The organism is Fodinibacter luteus (genome assembly GCF_039541575.1).
Classification (GTDB): Bacteria; Actinomycetota; Actinomycetes; order Actinomycetales; family Dermatophilaceae; genus Fodinibacter; species Fodinibacter luteus.
The window spans coordinates 16232-33184 of sequence record NZ_BAABGM010000009.1 but is presented as its reverse complement, the minus strand read 5'-3'; the positions used below and the strand labels follow the sequence as shown (position 1 = coordinate 33184).

Genomic DNA, 16953 nt, shown 5'->3' with positions numbered 1-16953 from the left:
GAGGTGGGGTGAGGGTCTGCCACGGTGGGTGCGTGACAGAGGACGAGGGCCTGCAGTGCATGGGGGAGGTGCGCCATTCCACCCTCGTCGTCACCCATGGACAGCGGCTCATCCGGGCGCGCATCACGGAGCCGGTGACGTCACCAGGCACGCGATGCCCGGTCGTGGCCTTCGGGCACGGCTTCCTCCAGCAGGCCCGCTACTACGACACCCTGATGGCAGCCCTCGCGGCCCGCGGCTACCGCGTCGTCGCGCCCGACACGGAGACCGGACCGTGGCCCAGCCACGGTCGCCTCGCGGACGACCTGTGGCGGGTCGCGCTGTCGGCGCGGGAGGCCGCCCCGTGGACGGGCCCGGGCCGCGGTCTCGTCCTCGCCGGGCACTCGATGGGAGCCGGAGCCGCGCTGCTGGCGGCGTCACGGCATCCGGAGGCCGATGCCGTCGTGACGCTCGCCGCTCTCGAGACCCGGCCCCCGGCGCGGCTCGACGCGATCGGGGCGCCGACCCTGCTCGTCGTCGGCTCCCGGGACCGCATCGTGCCGCCCGCGCGCAGCCGCCGGGTGTACGACGCGATGACGGCCCCCCGCCAATGGGCGGCCGTGCGCGGGGGATACCACTGCGGCTTCCTCGACCGTGCCCGGTGGCGGGATGCCGGGTGCGACCGCGGCGATCTCCCGCGGCGGGAGCAGCTCGACGTCACCGCCCGCCTCGTCGCCGACTGGCTCGACGCGGTGTTCCACGGGCGACCGTTCGAGCAGCCGCCGGGCGTGGACGTCGAACAACACTAGGCGCGTCGCCGCGGGACGCTCGCACCTCATCGGGTGTGCACTCGGTGTGTCGCATGGACGCTGCGCTCCGCGGCAGCATCGCCTCCGGGACGCTGCGGCTGACCCGGCCGTAGGCTGGCCCAATGCCGTTCCTCGGCACCAAGGTGCACGTGCCGCGGCCACGACCCCGGCTCGTTGCCCGACCACGCCTCATCGAGCGGCTCGGCGCGGCCCTCGGCTCCGGCACGAGGCTCGTGCTCGTCTGCGCCCCAGCTGGGTTCGGCAAGACGACCCTGCTCACCCAGTGGCTCGACCGCCTCGGGGCCGAGGACGCCGCTGGGCTCGACGGCGGGCCGGACTCGGCGCCGGCGTTGCGCATCGCGTGGCTGTCGCTCGACCCCGGCGACGCCGACCCGCACCGCTTCCTCAGCCATCTCGTGGCCGCCGTCCGCGCCGCAGAACCGACGACCGACCCGCAGACCGGAACAAAGGCCCTCGCCCACATCGTGGCCGCCGTTCGCGCCACAGAACCGACGGCCGACCCGGAGACCGGAACCGAGGCGCTCGCTCTGCTCGACTCCGACCCGGCGCTGCGCACCGACGACGCCCTCGTCAGCCTCGTCAACGACCTCGACGCGCTGCCCGGTCGCACCGTCATCTGCCTCGACGACTACCACGTCGTCGACGCGACGCCGGTCCACGAGGCGGTCGCCTTCCTCGTCGACAACCTGCCGCCGCAGGTCACCCTCGCGATGACGACCCGGGCCGACCCGCCGCTGCCCCTCCCACGGCTGCGGGCCCGCGGCGAGCTCGTCGAGGTGCGGGCCGTCGACCTGCGCTTCACCGAGGACGAGGCGGCGCACTTCCTCAACGACGTCATGGGTCTCGGCCTCGCGGAGCCGCAGGTCGCAGCCCTCGAGGCCCGCACCGAGGGCTGGGCCGCCGGCCTCCAGCTCGCCGCGATCTCCGCCGGCCGCCGGCCCGCTGCCACCACGCCCGGCACGGACGATGCCGACGACGTCGAGCGGTTCGTCGAGGAGTTCACCGGCAGCCACCGCTTCGTCCTCGACTACCTCGTCGAGGAGGTGCTCGACACCCAGCCCGACGGCATCCGCAGCTTCCTCCTCGACACCTGCGTCCTCGACGAGCTGACCGCCGGGCTCTGCGACACGCTGACCGGCCGCACCGACGGGCAGGACACCCTCGAGGCACTCGAGCGCGCGAACCTCTTCGTCATCGCGCTCGACGACGAGCGCCGCTGGTGGCGCTACCACCACCTCTTCGCCGACGCGCTGCGCGCCCGGCTCGGGGCGCAGGACCCGCAGCGGCTACGACGGCTGCACCGGGACGCCGCGCACTGGTACGCCGGGGAGGGCCGGCTCGTCGACGCCGTGCCGCACGCGATCGCCGGCGACGACGTCGGGCAGGCCGCCGACCTCGTCGAGCTCGCGCTGCCGGGGCTGACCAAGCGACGCGAGGACCGGATGCTGCGGGGCTGGCTGCGGGCCCTTCCCGAGGATGCCGTGCGCCGGCGTCCGCTGCTGGCCACCCAGCTCGCCTGGGTCAGGTTGTCGGAGCGGGACCTCGACGGTGTCGACGGCTGGCTCGACGCCGCCGAGGAGGGGCTCGCGGCTGCTGCGACGGTTAGCACAGGCACAGGCACAGGCACAGGCACAGGCACAGGCACAGGCACAGGCACAGGCACAGGCACGGACGCAGGCACAGGCGCCGGGTCGAGTACGGGCACAGGCACAGGCACAGGCGCCGGGTCGGGTACGGCAGCGTCACCGTCATCGTCCACTTACGCCGCGCTCGCCGACGCCGTGCGGGCACGCGCGGCGACCGTCGCCGGTCTGCCCGCGATGGTCGCCGTCTACCGGGCGTCCGCCGCGCAGGGCCGCGGCGACGTCACGGGCACGGTCTTGCACGCCCGGCGCGCACTTGAGCTGGCCGCACAGGGTGACCACTTCACCCGTGGGGCCGCCGGCGGGTTCCTCGGCCTGGCGGCCTGGGCGGACGGTGACCTCGCCACCGCCGTCGACACGTTCGGCGCCGCGGTCGGCGACCTGCGCGCGGCCGGCAACGCCACCGACGCGCTCGGCGGGACCGTCGTGCTCGCGACGATGTGGCTGGCCCGAGGGCGCCCCGACGAGGCGCGCCGGCTCCTCGAGCGGGCGCTGGAGTCCGTGGCGACCGCGCCGGGTTACGGAGCCGCCGTGGCGGGTGACCTCCACGTCGCGCTCGCCGACGTGCTGCGGGAGGAGGGCGACCTTTCCGAGGCCGAGCACCACCTCGACCTCGCGCGCCTGCTCGGGGACCGCGGCTCGCTCCTGGAGAACCGGCACCGCTGGTACACCGTCTCCGCCGCGATCCTGCGGGCCCGCGGCGACCTCGACGGCGCGGTCGCGATGCTCGACGAGGCTGCGGCGCAGCACATCCCCGGCTTCTTCCCAGACGTGCGGCCCATCGCGGCGCAGCGCACCCGGCTGCTCATCGGCCAGGGCCGGCTCGCCGACGCGGGGGAGTGGGCGGCCGAGCGCGGGGAGTCGCTCGCGGACGACCCGTCGTACGCGTCCGAGTTCGACCGGCTCACCCTCGTCCGGCTCGTGCTCGCCGAACACCGGGGCAGTGGTCGCGGCGGTGGCCGGCCGGACGCTCTCGAGGCCCTGCACCGGATGCTGCGCGCCGTCCTCACCGCGGCGGCGGGCGGCGAGCGGCAGGGGAGCGTCGTCGAGGCGACCCTGCTGCTGGCGCTCGCGCACGATGTGTCCGGCAACCGTGACGCGGCCCTGGACGAGCTGGAGCGGGCCCTCGCACTCGGTGTTCCCGTCGGCTACCGCAGGCTCTTCCTCGACGAGGGCGCTCCCGCCGAGGAGCTGCTGGCCGCCGTCGCGCGCGGACCTCGTGGTGAGGCAGCCTCACTGTCTTCGACCGTGCTCCAGGCCGGTGTCCACGACGCGGATGCCGGCCACGTGCCTTCCGCGGGGACTGTGGGACGACCGGCACCAGCAGCGCGAGCCGGCGCGACGGCATCTGAACTGCCCAGTGCTGTAGCGGCATCTCAACTGCTTGGTGCTGGAACGGCATCCCAACCGCCGCGCGCTGGAACGCTATCCGGCACGCAACTGCGCGGTGCGGCATCCGGTGGCGGACCAGCCCCCGTCGAGGAACTCAGTGACCGGGAGCGCGAGGTGCTGAGGCTCCTCGCGACCGACCTGTCCGGGCCGGAGATCGCGCGCCACCTGTTCGTGTCGGTCAACACCCTGCGGACGCACACGAAGCACATCTTCACCAAGCTCGGGGTGACGACCCGCCGGGCCGCCGTTCGCCGGGGAGGCGAGCTCGGCCTGCTGTGACGGCCGACGACGGGTGCCAGTCACCATGGGAGTCACATGACGATGTGATGTGGGGTCACCACATCGGTTCGTAGCGTCCGCGATGAGGTCGGGCACCCGCCCGGCCCGGAGCGAACCAGGAGCCGGTCATGCAGATCACGAGCAGCGCCCTCATCAAGGGCGCGGGAGCAGCGGCCGTCGCCGCCGGGGCCATCTTCGCCCTCGTCCAGGTCGGTCACCCGCCGTCGGACTCGTTCACGACCGAGACTGCGGCCTGGGTGGCCCGCAGCAGCGCGAAGGCCGTCATGACGGTGCTCGCGCTCGCCGGCATCACCGGGATGTACCTACGCCAGCACCGGGAGGCCGGCCAGCTCGGGCTCGTCGGCTACCTCGTCTTCGCGATGGGGTACCTCATGATGTTCGCCACCGAGGTGGTCGCCGCGGCGGTCCTGCCGAACCTGACCGCGACCCAGCCCGGATTCGTCGACGACGTCGTCGCCGCGGCCGTCGGTGGGACGCCGAACGGCGACATCGCCGGGATGCAGGTCGTCCTCAACCTCGCCGGCGCCGGCTACATCCTCGGCGGGCTCGTCTTCGGGATCGCGCTGTTCCGCACCGGCATCCTCGCCCGGTGGGCCGCAGCCCTGCTCGCGGTGAGCACGGTGGCGACGGCCGCGCTCGCGGTGCTGCCCGAGTCGTTCAACCGGCCGCTCGCGGTGCCCGAGGCCATCGCCCTCATCGGGCTCGGGGTGTCGCTGTGGCGCAGTACTCGAGGGAGTGACGTCGCAGCGTCCACGGCCACGGCCACGGCCACGGCCACGGACTCGGGCACACAGACGGACATGCCCACGGCCACGCCCATGGACTCGAACACGGCCACGGCCACGCCCACCGCCACCGCCACCGCCATGGACCCGGATGCCGGTGTCACGGCATCCGGCCCGAGCGCCTCCACCCCGGCCGGGAGCCTCGCCCCCGAGCCCGCCGGCCGATGAGCGCGCGGACGGCCACGGCATCCGCCGCTGGGCCGGCCGCCCTCGTCGCCCTGGCGGTCGTCCCGCTGACGGCCGGGGCCCTGCGGCTCGTCGAGGTCGCCGGCGGTCCCGAGCTGCTCCCGGCCGACGAGCGGTTCACCGGGTTCCCGACGGCGCTGGTGCTGCACGTCGTCGGGTCGGTTGTCTTCGCCCTGCTCGGGGTGGCGCAGCTCGTGCCGGGTGTGCGCCGCCGGCACCCGGCGTGGCACCGGCGCGCGGGGCGGGTCGTCGCAGCCGCCGGGCTCGTCGTCGCCCTCTCGGCCCTGTGGCTGACCCTGGCCTACACCCCGCGGGCCGGGAACGGCGAGGTCCTCCAGGGGCTGCGCGTGGTGTTCGGCTCGGCGATGGCGGTGTCCATCGTCCTCGGGTTCGCGGCCGTCCGCCGGCGCGACATCGCCGCCCACCGCGCGTGGATGCTGCGGGCCTACGCCCTCGGGCTCGCCGCCGGCACGCAGGTGCTCACCGAACCCCTCGGGACCGCGCTGTTCGGCGAAGCGGTCGTGGTGTCGGACCTCGCCAAGGGGGCCGGTTGGGTCGTGAACCTCGCCGTCGCCGAGTGGGTCATCCGGCGGTCCGCGGGAACGCACGCCGCGGGGGCGGTCGGTCGGGGTGTGCGGGACCGGGTGGTCGATCCCGCCCGCCCGCGCGGGTCGGTCGGCGCCCGATGACCGGCACCCCTCCCGGCACCGGGTGCCCGTGGGTCCGGACACCGCCGCGTACCTACGAGATCACCGTGCAGGGCCACCTCGACGACCACTGGTCCGACCGTCTCGGCGGCCTCCGCATCGAGCGCCGCGGTGACGGGACGAGCGTGCTCACCGGGCACGTCGTCGACCAGGCCGGACTGCACGGGGTGCTCTCCGGGCTGCGCGACATCGGAGTCGTGCTCCTCGAGGTCCGGGCGCTCAGCGAGGATGCCGTCCCGCCGCCTCGGTGAGGCGGGCGGGGGAGGCGGCGACCGGCATCCGGCACGTGGCTCCGCGCGGCATACGGTGAGGCCATGGAATTCCGATACCTCGGCAACAGCGGACTCAAGATCTCCGAGATCACCTACGGCAACTGGCTGACCCACGGCTCGCAGGTCGAGAACGACGTCGCGACCCAGTGCGTGCGCGCCGCGCTCGACCACGGCATCAGCACGTTCGACACCGCCGACGTCTACGCGAACACCAAGGCCGAGACCGTGCTCGGCGAGGCGCTCGAGGGCGAGCGGCGCGAGAGCCTCGAGATCTTCACGAAGGTCTACTGGCCGACCGGTCCGGGCGGCAAGAACGACACCGGCCTGTCCCGCAAGCACGTCATGGAGTCGATCAACGGCTCGCTCCGGCGCCTGCGGACCTCCTACGTCGACCTCTACCAGGCCCACCGCTACGACACCGAGACCCCGCTCGAGGAGACGATGACCGCCTTCGCCGACGTCGTGCGGCAGGGCAAGGCGCTGTACATCGGGGTCAGCGAGTGGACCGCCGAGCAGATCCGCGAGGGCCACCGCCTCGCGAAGGAGCTCGGGATCCAGCTCATCTCGAGCCAGCCCCAGTACTCGATGCTGTCGGTGTGGCGACGGTTCGCACCGCGCCCGACCTGCGGTTATGCCCTCTGACCTGTTGTGATACCGAGACTAACCCCGTTGCACGAGGTAACACAAGTGAACACACCCCTACACTCGTGTTGCACGACGATTGCACGCGACTAGGGAGGTAACGGGCGTGGCGCGACCGAGGAAACCGACCCGGCGCGGCTGGGGTGCCGTGCGCGAGCTGCCCTCAGGCCGGTATCAGGCATCCGTGCTCGGGCCAGACCTGCGCCGCCACACCGCCCCGCGCACCTTTGAGACGCGCATGGACGCCGAGGGCTGGTTGCACGCCGAACGTCGCTATATGGATGCCGCGGAAGCCGATTGGGTGCCGCCGGGAGAGCGGGCGAACCGCCCCGCGGGTGGCGCGACGTTGGCCGAGTACGCCGAGGGAGCGCTAGGCCGGCGCATGACCCGGGCGGGGGAGCCGCTGCGCCCTGGCACCCTCGCCCTCTATCGCTCGGTGTTTGACCGGCTGGTCCGTGACGACCTCGGGGCGATGCCGCTCCGCTCGGTGGCGCCGGCTGACGTCGTGCGCTGGTACGCGACCCTGGACGGCACGAAACCGACGCAGCGCGCCCACGCGTATGCCCTCGTGCACGGGCTGTTCGCGCAAGCCATCCGGGAGAAGCTGATACCCGAGCCGAACCCCTGCCAGATCGACGGGGCCCACAAGGCCCAGCACACCCGCGACCTCGACCCGGCCACCCCTGCGGAGATTGCCGCCATTGCCGACGCGATGCCCGAACGGTGGCGGCTGCTGGTGCTCCTGGCCGGGTGGTGCGGGCTGCGATACGGGGAGCTGGCCGAGCTGCGCCGTCGCGACGTGCGGGTGGCGGCCGGGCTGATTGTGGTTGAGCGCGCGGTCTACCGAGTCAACGGGGTGGACACGGTGGGCCCGCCCAAGACTGCCGCCGGCCGTCGCCGGGTGTCGGTGCCGCCGCACATCCTGCCCGCCCTGGTCGACCATCTCGAGCGGTTCACGGGGCCCGAACCTGACGCGCTGCTGTTCGGGCGCGCTGGGAACCGTCACCCCGTGGCCCGGGAGGTTGGCCGCACGTTCGCCGCCGCGCGCTCGGTTGTGGGCCGTCCTGACCTGAGGCTGCACGACCTGAGGCACACGTCCGCGGTGATGGCCGCGAGGACCGGCGCGACCGTGAAGGAGCTAATGGAGCGCTTGGGGCACGGAACCCCGGCGATGGCGCTGCACTACCAGCACGTAGCCGCGGGACGAGACGCCGAGATTGCGCGCATGTTGTCCGTCATGGCCGAGCCGCCGAAACGTCGCAAGGGCAAGGGGCGCAAGGGCGCCGGATAGCGGACACGCCGGGGCGCGCATGGAGTCCGGGGTGTTGCCTCGCGTCGGTACACTCGACCTCACAAGAGAACACCGACAGCTAACTGAGGGAGAGTGACCGGCGCCCACCGCGCCGAGCCGCACGGCGCGTCACGAAGGTCTCGGTTAACGGCGAGTCCAGTTCCACTGTGCGAGTGGAGAGCCCCGTAACGGGAGCCGAGCGCGAATGAACCCCCGAGGGTTGTTCGTGGCTCGGCGTTCGTGTTTCCGGAAGGAACCGCGATGGCTCGCACCACTACGCGCCGCCTGGTCTCGACGTCCGAGGCCGCGACATACATCGGCTGTCACCCCCTGACCATCCGCCGCCGAATCGCTGACGGCACCCTCACCGGCTACAGGTTCGGCCCCCGCGCCCTGCGGGTCGACCTCAACGAGCTTGACGCCGCCCTGCGCCCCATCCCCACCGCTCGAGGCGGTGCGGCATGACCCGACCCCCAGACGAAACCGGCCCGAGGGTAGGGCCCCGGGCCGGCTCAAAGGTCATCGCCACGACCGTTCCCATTGTCTCACAGACGGACCCGTCGCGCCCTGACGTCGCCGCTGCGACCGAGGATGCCGCCGCGGCACCCTGCCGACGCTGCGGCCACACCCTGACCGCACCGCGGTCCGTCGCCCGTGGCATTGGGCCCGTGTGCGTTCACCTGACGCGGGGTGAGGCGTCATGAATGGCGAGAACCGGCCCGCCGTCGACCTCGTGAGCCTGACGACCCGGGAGCGTGACGTCTGGGACGCCGCGTACCTGTCCGGCTACCTGGCCGGGCACGAGGCCGGGGCACGGTGGGCGGATGAGCGCGGCGCCGAGCTGCACCGTGAGGCGGTGCGGATCGTTCACCGCATGGCCGGGCTGCCCGAGGTCGACCCCGAGGACACCCGACGCCGGGCCCTGGCACGTGAACGGCGGTGGAGCGCGTGAACGGCCGCCCCGTGTACCTGTACGAGGCCGAAGGGGCCCACGTGCTCGTGCGTGGCCCGGTGCGTGACTGGCTGCGCGACAACGGGGTGCCGGCGACCCGTTCGGCGGTGGAGCGCGGGTGGTGGGTGCGCCGTGAGCGGGTGCCTGACCTCGTGGCCCGCCTCGAGCTGGCCGGCTACCTCGTGCGACCGAGGGGGGTGCGCCGATGAGCGACGCCCGTTCCGACAAGCGACCCGCCGCGGCAAAGGTGCTGTGCGACATCGCAGAGGCCCGCTACACGTTCGGGGTCAGCGACACCGGGGAGCCGTTCGCGCTGCCGCTGGACGGGCCGCGGGTGGTGCGGATGCTGCGCGGGGACGGCCGTTCGCTGCGCGCCGAGCTGGCCGCCGCCTACCGGGAGCAGACCGGGGCGGTTGCGCCGCAACAGGCCCTTGCCGACGCCCTGGCCACCCTCGAGGGTTTCGCCATCGCCGCGGCACCGCGCGCCCTGGCGCTGCGCGTGGCCGAGCACGCGGGCGCGTTGTGGCTCGACCTCGGAGACGAATCCGGCGACGTCGTGCGGATCACCGCTCAGGGGTGGAGCGTGCACCCCGAGGCCCCGGTGTTGCACCGCCGCACCGCGCTCACCGCGCCCCTGCCGAGGCCGGCGACGCGTGGCGACCTGGCGCCGTTGTGGGAGCTGCTCAACGTCGCCCCCGAGGATCGGGCGGTGTTGCTCGGTTTCCTCGTGGCCGCCCTCATGCCCGAGATTCCGCACCCGGTGCTGTTGCTGACCGGGGAGCAGGGCACCGGCAAGAGCACCGCCTCACGGATGATCGCCGCCACCGTGGACCCGTCGACCGTGCCGCTACGCAAGCCACCGCGCGACCTGGACTCATGGACCACCGCCGCGGCCGGCTCGCACGTGGTGGCCGTGGACAACCTGAGCGCGCTACCGGAGTGGCTATCGGACGCACTGTGCCGCGCCTCGACCGGCGACGGCGACGTGCGACGCAAGCTCTACAGTGACGGCGACCTGCACGTCGTCAGCTTCCGCCGCGTGGTGCTGCTCAACGGCATCGACCTCGGGGCGGTGCGCGACGACCTGGCCGACCGGCTCGTCACGGTCGAGCTGCACCGGATCACCGAGGCCACCCGGCGCCGGGACGCTGACCTAGCCGGCCGCTGGGAGGCCGTCGCCCCCGTGGTGCTGGCCGGGCTGCTCGACCTGGCCGTGAGGGTGCTGGCCGCCCTGCCGACCCTCGACCTCGAGAGGCTGCCACGGATGGCCGATTTCGGGCGCGTCCTGGCCGCGGTGGATGCCGTCATGGGCACCGACGGCACCGGCCGCTACCGGGCACAAGCCGGGGAGCTGGCCAACGATGCCGTGACCTCTGACCCGGTGCTGTCGACCCTCACGGCGACGATCCGGGCACCGTGGACCGGCGCGGCCGTCGACCTACTCGACGTGCTGACCGCCGCCCTCGGAGACGTCAAGCCGCCGCGGGAGTGGCCACGCAACGCGCGCACCCTCGGGGCCACCCTCAAGCGCCGCGCCCCCTCGCTGCGCCGCCTCGGTTGGGGGGTCGAACAGAGGCCCGAGAGGACCAAACGGGGGCAGGTGTGGAGCCTGACCCCACCGGCCGGTGAGGGTGACGAAACGGGTGACGAGATTTCGGGCCCTGCCGTTTCGTCACCCTCTCGTCACCCCGTTCGTCACCGCGAGGCGCCCCCGATGACCTGCGAGGACGTCGAAAGCGCCCAAAAGGGTGACGAGGTGACGGGGAAACCCTCGAATCTCTCTGTGCTTACCGAAAGAGAAGAGAAGAAAGAGAGGGAGGCCGGATCGCTCGTCATCTCGTCATCTCGTCACCCGGACCCCACCGACGTCCCGTGCGCGAGCTGCGGCGGCACCCTGTCCGAGCTGAGGCAGTGGGCCGGCAAGAGCGAGTGTGTCGAGTGCGAACGGCAGGCCGCGTCATGACCGCCGAGCCTCGCCGCTGCCCCGTGTGTGGTGGGCTGCTGCGCCCTGGCGTGGCGGTTCACCCGTCGTGCGCGAGGCGGACGACGTGACCGCGGGCGAGGCCCTGGCGCGGGCGGTGGCCGCCCTGGCAGAGACCGGCCGGCGCCCGGTGTGCGTCACCGACCCGGACGCGTGGACGTCCGAGCGCCGGGCCGACCTCGAGCAGGCCGCGCCACGGTGTCAGGGGTGCCCGCTGCTCGACCCGTGCGGGGATGCCGGCGAGGCCGAGGATTTCGGGGTGTGGGGTGGGCGCATCCGTGACCGCCGTTTCCGCACCGAGGACAGGGCCGCGTCATGATCCGCCGCCGCCGACACGCCGCCCGCCTGGTCGACCTCGAGCGCCGCGTCACCGCGCTCGAGCGTGACCGGCTGGCCGACCGGCTCGACCGGCTACGCGCCGCCCTGGACGAGCTCGGAATGCCGCTCGACGTGACCCCGACGAAAGGAACCCCGTGCCACGACCGCACCGACGATGGAAGGAACCCCCGATGACCGCGACTGTTACCCCCCCGAGGAGCGGGGCGCCACCGGCCACCGTGACCGCCGAGGCCGCCCGGGCCCTCGTGCTCGACCTGTGCGACGTGGCCGGCGACGGCGAGGCCGTTTCGGCGCTGCTGCTGTCGCTGGCCCGGGACGACACCCGGCAGGTTGCCGCCGTCGCCCTGACCGCGCTTCACATCGTGTTCCTCGAGTGTCTGACCGAGGCCGTACCGACCAACCGAGAAGAGGCGTCACCGTGACATGGAACCCCGACGAGGACGCCCGACGCCGGGCGCGCGCCGAGGAGTTCGCCGCGACCGTCGGTGAGCTGTTCGCCGCCCTGGACGCCGCAACCGCCGGACCCACCGCACCCCCGCACGACCCCGAGACCGTGACCGCGGACGCGCTCATGGAAGCCATCAGGAAGGACACCGCATCATGATCAACGCCACCGACCGCACGAAGTGCTTCACCATCTCGCCCGCCCAGCTCGAGGGGCGCCTACGGGGCGCCTACGCCGCCGCAGGGCTGCCCGTGCCGGCACTGTTCGGGCCCACTGACGCCGCACTGGCGGCCGAGCCCACCGCGGCCGCTGTCGCCGCCTCGGTGGCCGACGCCCTCGACGTGGCCGACGTCGCCGCGTGGCTCGAGGATGCGCTAGCGCGGATCGCCCGCGCCCACGCCGCCGACGCGCTGCGCCTGGAAGTGCAGAGGCACCGTGAGAGCGTGCTCGGGCGCAACCGTGGCCGGATCGTGGCCGAGGCCGTCGCCGCCGTCACCCCGGCATTCCAGACCGCCGCCGCCGCGCTGGCCAAGGCCGCCGCCGCGCTGCCCCATGACGCACCGCTCGACGCGGCCGCTGTCGTCGACCTCGACGTCACGCGCCCGTGGAAGGCTGCCCAGTCCGCGCTAGCGACGATGGGCGCCCTCGCCTCGGTGCACACCCCAAAGGCCGGCCCGACCGGTATCGAGCTGCCCACCCTGTGCACGGTGGTGGCCGTGCCCGAGATCGACGGAGCCCAGCGGGTGAACCGCCTCACCCGGGCCCCGATCGGTGAGACCGACCCGCGCCGGGCCGACGTGCTCGCCCTCGACCGGTGCGCGAGCAAGGAAGGGTACGACGTCGCCCTCGTGCGCGTCGCCCGCGGTGACTGGCCGAGCCTGTCGCTGTCGCTGGCAGGGTCCGCGCTCGAGCTCGGAGACCGCACCCGCGCCGCCGTCGCCGCGGTGTCGGTGATCGCATCCGACGACAAGGGCACCGGCCGCCCCGGTCGAGTGCCGAGCCCCGTGCTCAACGTCTGAGCCTGCCCCGGGGTCGCGCCGTTCTCGACGTGGCCCCGGCAAGGGGTGGGGGGGAGCCCCCGCCGGGCGGCACGCGGTCACCCTCTGGGAAAGCGGTCGGTACCCCCCCGCCTCACCCCCTGCCACAGGCGCGAAAAAAGGCGAGCCAGAGAGAGGCCCGCCTATGCCGGGAGAGGCGGCGGAACGGGGCGGCGGGGGCCCTCCCCCTGGGGTGCCGTCAGTGCCCCTCTCTACCCTCGCCCTGCATGGACGTGGGATGGCAGCACGGTACGCACGACTACGACCCCGAGACTGACGGCGATGAGGTCGAGTGGGCCCGCGCTCGAGCGGCCGAGGGGTGGCGCACCTGGCACGCGTCCGGGGTGTGGGTCACGGTCAACGGTAGGCGCGTGAGGCGGTGGGCCATGCGTCGCCCGTGCACGCGTCCGTGGGGGGTGCACGACCACGCCGAGCGCTGCGCCGGGGGTGCCGTTGCGCGCTCAACTACCGACAATGCATAAGGTGTGCCGCTGACCGTGGTTCGGCTGTTTCGGGGGGCCGTCGCGGGGTGGGAACGATGCCGGGCGACGTCGGGGGGAACGGGCGCGTCTGTGCCCCTGGTCGAGCGGTGGCCGTTGGGGGCGACGGCGGAAGGGGCGAGGCGCGCCCCGGGGGAGACGGTGAGGCCTCAACCCCGGGACGCTAGGCCCTCTCACCCGGGGGGACAGGCGGTTGGGCCTACCCCGATTTTCGCACCGCGCCACGAGGGCAGGGGGCGACTGTGACGCGCCGAACCGCCCCGCCCTCGGGGTGAGGACGGGGCGGCACGTGTGGGGCCGTCAGGGGGCCGTGGGGGCGCCCGCGTCGGGGGTGTCGTCGGTGCGCACGAGGTCGAACCAGTCGACACCGAGGGCCGCGGCGACCGCCTCGAGTCGGTCAGCGTCGAGTGGGTGCGCCGTCATGAGGCTGTGGACGCGCCGAGCGACGCGCCCCGTTGCGGTCTGGCCCTCGAGCTGATCGCACGCGGCGACGATGGCCGCGGCGAACGCGCGCCCCTGGTCGGGCGTCATCTGGCCGTCTGAGGCCGCGTCGAGCGTGGCCGGCTCGGGGCCGTCGACCGCGCACCCGACGACCCACCGGCCCTCCATGGTCGGGCCCTGGACGTCTGCGCCGATGTGGAGCGTGGTGTCGCCGCCCCAGCGGGCGCCGCCGTGCACGTCATCGGGTCGGATGTGCTCGACGCACCACGCGGGGCACGTCTCGGTCGCGGTCGTTGTGTCAGTGGTGGTGCTCATGGTTGGTTCCTTCCTGAGGCGGTTGTGTCGAACTGTGCTGCCGAGGGCCGACAGCGGACCCGCTGACGCGGGGCAGAGTGGTGGCGAACCCTCCCAATGCCGACCCGGCCCGTTCGCTCCCGGCCACGACCTCTAGCCCGCCCTCGTGGCGAGAGCGAGCGGGGCCGTCAACCCGCGACGGGCCCGGCCGAGCCGTGTCGTGGGCGCCTCGTGGCGGTTCACGAGGCTGGGGTCAGTCACCGCGGGCGTCGTCCGTTTTGGTGTCGCGGCTGGGGCCCTGTCCGGCGCCGCGTGCTGCCCTGGCGGCTACATGACGACACGCTTTGTCGTGGTGCCGCGGGAGGTCAGCGCCTCGCCGCGGTCGAGCCGACGCGTGCACGCGGGGCACTGGTAGAGCGTGCCGGTGGAGCCGTCCGGGTGGGTGACGTGCTCGGGGTACGGGGCGCACGACCACCCGCGGGCGAGGTCCCACAGGCTGACCCGCCCGCACTCATCGGGGGTGACCGCCCGGCCCTTGCGCCCACAGAACTCGCAGACGGGGCGGACCTTGCCGGCCGCGGTGCGCTCGAGGTTCACGGGTGCGCTCATGACTGCCCACCGCCGAGCCGGTGCACGACGAGAGCCGCGAGGCAGGGGATCGACACGAGGGCGCCCACGAGGAGGAGCGCGAGGCCGACCGGGGTGTCTAGGGGACTCACAACGCACCGGCTGGGGTCTGTGCCACGTCAGCGGGTGCGGGTAGGCTGATTCTCACGATGAACCCTCCAACGGTTCACGTCGGGCCCTCGGGTGTGGCAACACCGCGGGGGCCGCTTTATCGGTGGGCATGTTGCACGCCCGTTGCAGGCGCGCCGCCCCTGTTCTGTTTTCGCAGGTCAGAGGGTGTGCCGATCCGATTCCCTATAGCACTCGATGCTGTGGCGCGTCATCGAGGGTGAGGTCGTGCCGACGTGCGACGAGCTCGGCATCAGCCAGATCGTGTGGAGCCCGATCGCCCAGGGGGTGCTCACCGGCAAGTACGTCCCCGGTCAGGCCCCGCCCGAGGGCTCGCGGGCCTCGGACGAGAAGGGCGGCGCCGACATGATCAAGCGGTTCATGAACGACGACGTGCTCAGCCGGGTGCAGGCCCTCAAGCCCGTTGCCGACGACGCGGGGCTCACCATGGCCCAGCTCGCCGTCGCCTGGGTGCTCCAGAACGACAACGTCGCTGCCGCCCTCGTCGGCGCATCCCGCCCCGAGCAGGTGGGCGAGAACGTCAAGGCCGCGGGCGTGCGCCTCGAGCCCGAGCTCATGGCGCGGATCGACGAGGCGCTCGGCGGCGTCGTCGAGCGCGACCCGGGGAAGACCGCCGAGAACGCCCCGAAGGGCCGCGTGGCCTGAGGGCAGACCGCGGACGGATGCAGGCGGTGGGTCTGACCGTCACGCCGTCCCCGACGCCGGCTACGCGCGCCGGCTCGAAGCTGGGGCCGCCGCTCCGCCAGCTTTGGGTGCTGCGGCCCTGCTGTGCCTTGCGACGAGACGACTACACGGGCGCCGGCTCACTTCCCTGGGGTACGGCGACCCACCCCCGTTCGTGCAGCTGCGCCAGCACGGGTCGGATCTCGGCGACGTCCGCGCCGCAGGCCTGCGCGAGGTCCGACACGCTGAGCACGGCGCCGTCCGAGACCGTCCGCAGCAGGTCGAGGAGCCAGGGCCGGGCCGCATCGATGGTCAACCGCAGCTCGAGGCGACCGTGGCGAGCCAGGATGACCGACGGCTTGCCGCCCACGTCGCCCAGCGGCATGAGCACCATCGTCTCCGGGGTGAGCGACACGAGGTCGGTTCCCTCCCAGTCGGGCGCCGGCGCCGGGGCCGGGGCCTCGGGGGTGGGCAAGTCGGCCCCAGGGGCGCCGTCAGGCTCGACGACCCGCTCCAAGGACTCACGGCGCTGGTGGTCGTAGAACGTGTACGCGCGGCTCCACTGCGGGTCGAGCTCGGCGCACAGCTGCATGCAGCACGCGTCGAGGGCCCGGGCGCGGTCCTCTCCGGTCGGGTAGGGGCGCCGGCTGACGTCCTGCAGCATCGCGAACGCCGCCAGGTGCTGCGGCGTGAGGGCCTGCTCGTCGATGAACTCGACGGCGAGCCGCTGGAGGTAGGGGCTCGGGATCGGCACCGACTCGGCGAGGAAGCGCGTGTACCGGTTGCGGCCCAGGCGATAGCTCACCGACATGGAGGCGTCGAGGTACTCCACGTAGTGCCACGCCATCATGGGCATGAGCAGCGTCTCGCCGGGGCTGAGCACGCAGTCCCAGGCATTGGCGTACTCGAGGAAGGCGAGCTTGTCGTCCTCGCTGAAGTTCTGGAGGAAGAGCGAGCTGGTGCGTTGCATCGACGGGTCGGACAGGGGAGCGACCTTGCGGCCCTCACGGGCGTCGATGATCGTGTACCTCTTCCGCCCGAACACCTGGTACATCAGCACATGTCGCTGGTCCCCGTCGTAGTGGAGGTGGGCGAAGTTGCCGGGCGCGGCGACGAACATGAGCGGTCGGACGTCGTCAGGGTCGATGAGCCGGCAGTGCTCGGTGGGCTGGATGAAGGCATCCATCTGCGGTGGCGTGTCGTACTCGATGCAGTAGTCATCGGTGTCCGGGTCGGCCTCGATCTGTGCGAGGAACTGCCCGAGGGTCGTGCGCCGGGTCTCCCCCGTCGTCCCCCGCTCGAGCAGCGAGGTCATGTAGTTGGGCTGGACGACCACGGGGAGGTCCGGGAACTCCTCGAGGGCCCGCTCGGCCGTGTCGATCCCACGGATCGGCAGGTCGGCGAACAGGTCGGTGATGATGACGGGCCGACGACGCAGGACGTAGTCGTCGAGCAGCTGCTGCGCAGGGGGCGTGGGGATGCGGTCGATGTTGTCCAGGGTCCTCATTCGGTGCTCCG

19 protein-coding genes and 2 pseudogenes are annotated in these 16953 nt (G+C 73.1%); 18 read left to right on the top strand and 3 right to left on the bottom strand.

Going from position 1 to position 16953, the window contains the following annotated elements; genetic code table 11:
- Positions 1-32: 32 nt before the first annotated feature.
- The 17 genes and pseudogenes from ABD899_RS07015 (at position 33) to ABD899_RS06940 (ending at position 12763) form a co-directional block, all read left to right on the top strand.
- Complete coding sequence (locus ABD899_RS07015) at positions 33-788, top strand: alpha/beta hydrolase (RefSeq protein WP_345203982.1); 756 nt, start codon at positions 33-35, stop codon at positions 786-788.
- A 122-nt stretch (positions 789-910) separates the two neighbouring features.
- Complete coding sequence (locus ABD899_RS07010; RefSeq protein ID WP_345203980.1) at positions 911-4123, top strand: winged helix-turn-helix domain-containing protein; 3213 nt, start codon at positions 911-913, stop codon at positions 4121-4123.
- Positions 4124-4251: 128 nt separating this feature from the next.
- Positions 4252-5097, top strand: a complete 846-nt coding sequence (locus ABD899_RS07005; protein WP_345203978.1) for a hypothetical protein — start codon at positions 4252-4254, stop codon at positions 5095-5097.
- Positions 5094-5804 carry a DUF2306 domain-containing protein gene (locus tag ABD899_RS07000; RefSeq protein WP_345203976.1) on the top strand — a complete coding sequence of 237 codons (711 nt, stop codon included), beginning with the start codon at positions 5094-5096 and terminating at the stop codon, positions 5802-5804. The genes ABD899_RS07005 and ABD899_RS07000 overlap by 4 nt, the downstream gene beginning before the upstream one ends.
- Positions 5801-6073, top strand: coding sequence for a hypothetical protein (locus ABD899_RS06995; protein WP_487249866.1), 273 nt, complete (start codon positions 5801-5803; stop codon positions 6071-6073). Before ABD899_RS07000 ends, ABD899_RS06995 begins: the two co-directional genes overlap by 4 nt.
- A 63-nt stretch (positions 6074-6136) precedes the next feature.
- Positions 6137-6697 (top strand): annotated as a pseudogene (locus tag ABD899_RS06990) (aldo/keto reductase); the annotation flags it as partial.
- A gap of 187 nt (positions 6698-6884) precedes the next feature.
- A complete protein-coding gene (locus tag ABD899_RS06985) occupies positions 6885-8027 on the top strand; it encodes a tyrosine-type recombinase/integrase (RefSeq protein WP_345203970.1) in 1143 nt (380 codons plus the stop codon).
- A gap of 261 nt (positions 8028-8288) precedes the next feature.
- Positions 8289-8492, top strand: coding sequence for an excisionase family DNA-binding protein (locus ABD899_RS06980; RefSeq protein WP_345203968.1), 204 nt, complete (start codon positions 8289-8291; stop codon positions 8490-8492).
- A complete protein-coding gene (locus ABD899_RS18905) occupies positions 8489-8731 on the top strand; it encodes a DUF6011 domain-containing protein (RefSeq protein WP_425474947.1) in 243 nt (80 codons plus the stop codon). Before ABD899_RS06980 ends, ABD899_RS18905 begins: the two co-directional genes overlap by 4 nt.
- Complete coding sequence (locus ABD899_RS06975) at positions 8728-8979, top strand: hypothetical protein (RefSeq protein WP_345203965.1); 252 nt, start codon at positions 8728-8730, stop codon at positions 8977-8979. Before ABD899_RS18905 ends, ABD899_RS06975 begins: the two co-directional genes overlap by 4 nt.
- Positions 8976-9188, top strand: coding sequence for a hypothetical protein (locus ABD899_RS06970; protein WP_345203962.1), 213 nt, complete (start codon positions 8976-8978; stop codon positions 9186-9188). Before ABD899_RS06975 ends, ABD899_RS06970 begins: the two co-directional genes overlap by 4 nt.
- Complete coding sequence (locus ABD899_RS06965; RefSeq protein ID WP_345203960.1) at positions 9185-10942, top strand: hypothetical protein; 1758 nt, start codon at positions 9185-9187, stop codon at positions 10940-10942. The genes ABD899_RS06970 and ABD899_RS06965 overlap by 4 nt, the downstream gene beginning before the upstream one ends.
- An 85-nt stretch (positions 10943-11027) precedes the next feature.
- Complete coding sequence (locus tag ABD899_RS06960; RefSeq protein WP_345203958.1) at positions 11028-11279, top strand: WhiB family transcriptional regulator; 252 nt, start codon at positions 11028-11030, stop codon at positions 11277-11279.
- Entirely contained in the window at positions 11276-11473 is a 198-nt protein-coding gene (locus ABD899_RS06955; protein WP_345203956.1) for a hypothetical protein, read from the top strand. The genes ABD899_RS06960 and ABD899_RS06955 overlap by 4 nt, the downstream gene beginning before the upstream one ends.
- Complete coding sequence (locus ABD899_RS06950; RefSeq protein ID WP_345203953.1) at positions 11470-11721, top strand: hypothetical protein; 252 nt, start codon at positions 11470-11472, stop codon at positions 11719-11721. Before ABD899_RS06955 ends, ABD899_RS06950 begins: the two co-directional genes overlap by 4 nt.
- On the top strand, positions 11718-11903 hold the full coding sequence (locus tag ABD899_RS06945) for a hypothetical protein (RefSeq protein WP_345203950.1): 186 nt from the start codon (positions 11718-11720) through the stop codon (positions 11901-11903). Before ABD899_RS06950 ends, ABD899_RS06945 begins: the two co-directional genes overlap by 4 nt.
- Positions 11900-12763: a hypothetical protein gene (locus tag ABD899_RS06940; RefSeq protein WP_345203948.1), complete on the top strand. Its 864-nt coding sequence runs from the start codon at positions 11900-11902 to the stop codon at positions 12761-12763. Before ABD899_RS06945 ends, ABD899_RS06940 begins: the two co-directional genes overlap by 4 nt.
- 818 nt (positions 12764-13581) lie before the next feature.
- On the opposite strand, the gene ABD899_RS06935 is transcribed toward ABD899_RS06940, so the two are convergent.
- Complete coding sequence (locus ABD899_RS06935) at positions 13582-14037, bottom strand: hypothetical protein (RefSeq protein WP_345203946.1); 456 nt, start codon at positions 14035-14037, stop codon at positions 13582-13584.
- Positions 14038-14343: 306 nt separating this feature from the next.
- Positions 14344-14625, bottom strand: coding sequence for a hypothetical protein (locus tag ABD899_RS06930; RefSeq protein ID WP_345203943.1), 282 nt, complete (start codon positions 14623-14625; stop codon positions 14344-14346).
- 318 nt (positions 14626-14943) lie between these two features.
- Here ABD899_RS06930 and ABD899_RS06925 point away from each other — a divergent pair.
- A pseudogene (locus tag ABD899_RS06925) lies at positions 14944-15417 on the top strand (aldo/keto reductase); the annotation flags it as partial.
- Positions 15418-15559: 142 nt separating this feature from the next.
- Here the strand turns inward: ABD899_RS06925 and ABD899_RS06920 are convergent.
- Positions 15560-16942: a cupin-like domain-containing protein gene (locus ABD899_RS06920; protein ID WP_345203940.1), complete on the bottom strand. Its 1383-nt coding sequence runs from the start codon at positions 16940-16942 to the stop codon at positions 15560-15562.
- Between the last annotated feature and the right edge of the window lie 11 nt (positions 16943-16953).

Excerpts from the sequence above, each read along its gene's own strand:
- ABD899_RS06995 (WP_487249866.1), top strand. The coding sequence starts at position 5,801 with ATGACCGGCACCCCTCCCGGCACCGGGTGCCCGTGGGTCCGGACACCG.
- ABD899_RS07005 (WP_345203978.1), top strand. The coding sequence starts at position 4,252 with ATGCAGATCACGAGCAGCGCCCTCATCAAGGGCGCGGGAGCAGCGGCC.
- ABD899_RS06955 (WP_345203956.1), top strand. The coding sequence starts at position 11,276 with ATGATCCGCCGCCGCCGACACGCCGCCCGCCTGGTCGACCTCGAGCGC.
- ABD899_RS06965 (WP_345203960.1), top strand. The coding sequence starts at position 9,185 with ATGAGCGACGCCCGTTCCGACAAGCGACCCGCCGCGGCAAAGGTGCTG.
- ABD899_RS06920 (WP_345203940.1), bottom strand. The coding sequence starts at position 16,942 with ATGAGGACCCTGGACAACATCGACCGCATCCCCACGCCCCCTGCGCAG.
- ABD899_RS06980 (WP_345203968.1), top strand. The coding sequence starts at position 8,289 with ATGGCTCGCACCACTACGCGCCGCCTGGTCTCGACGTCCGAGGCCGCG.
- ABD899_RS06950 (WP_345203953.1), top strand. The coding sequence starts at position 11,470 with ATGACCGCGACTGTTACCCCCCCGAGGAGCGGGGCGCCACCGGCCACC.
- ABD899_RS07010 (WP_345203980.1), top strand. The coding sequence starts at position 911 with ATGCCGTTCCTCGGCACCAAGGTGCACGTGCCGCGGCCACGACCCCGG.
- ABD899_RS06975 (WP_345203965.1), top strand. The coding sequence starts at position 8,728 with ATGAATGGCGAGAACCGGCCCGCCGTCGACCTCGTGAGCCTGACGACC.
- ABD899_RS18905 (WP_425474947.1), top strand. The coding sequence starts at position 8,489 with ATGACCCGACCCCCAGACGAAACCGGCCCGAGGGTAGGGCCCCGGGCC.
- ABD899_RS07000 (WP_345203976.1), top strand. The coding sequence starts at position 5,094 with ATGAGCGCGCGGACGGCCACGGCATCCGCCGCTGGGCCGGCCGCCCTC.
- ABD899_RS06930 (WP_345203943.1), bottom strand. The coding sequence starts at position 14,625 with ATGAGCGCACCCGTGAACCTCGAGCGCACCGCGGCCGGCAAGGTCCGC.
- ABD899_RS06940 (WP_345203948.1), top strand. The coding sequence starts at position 11,900 with ATGATCAACGCCACCGACCGCACGAAGTGCTTCACCATCTCGCCCGCC.
- ABD899_RS06935 (WP_345203946.1), bottom strand. The coding sequence starts at position 14,037 with ATGAGCACCACCACTGACACAACGACCGCGACCGAGACGTGCCCCGCG.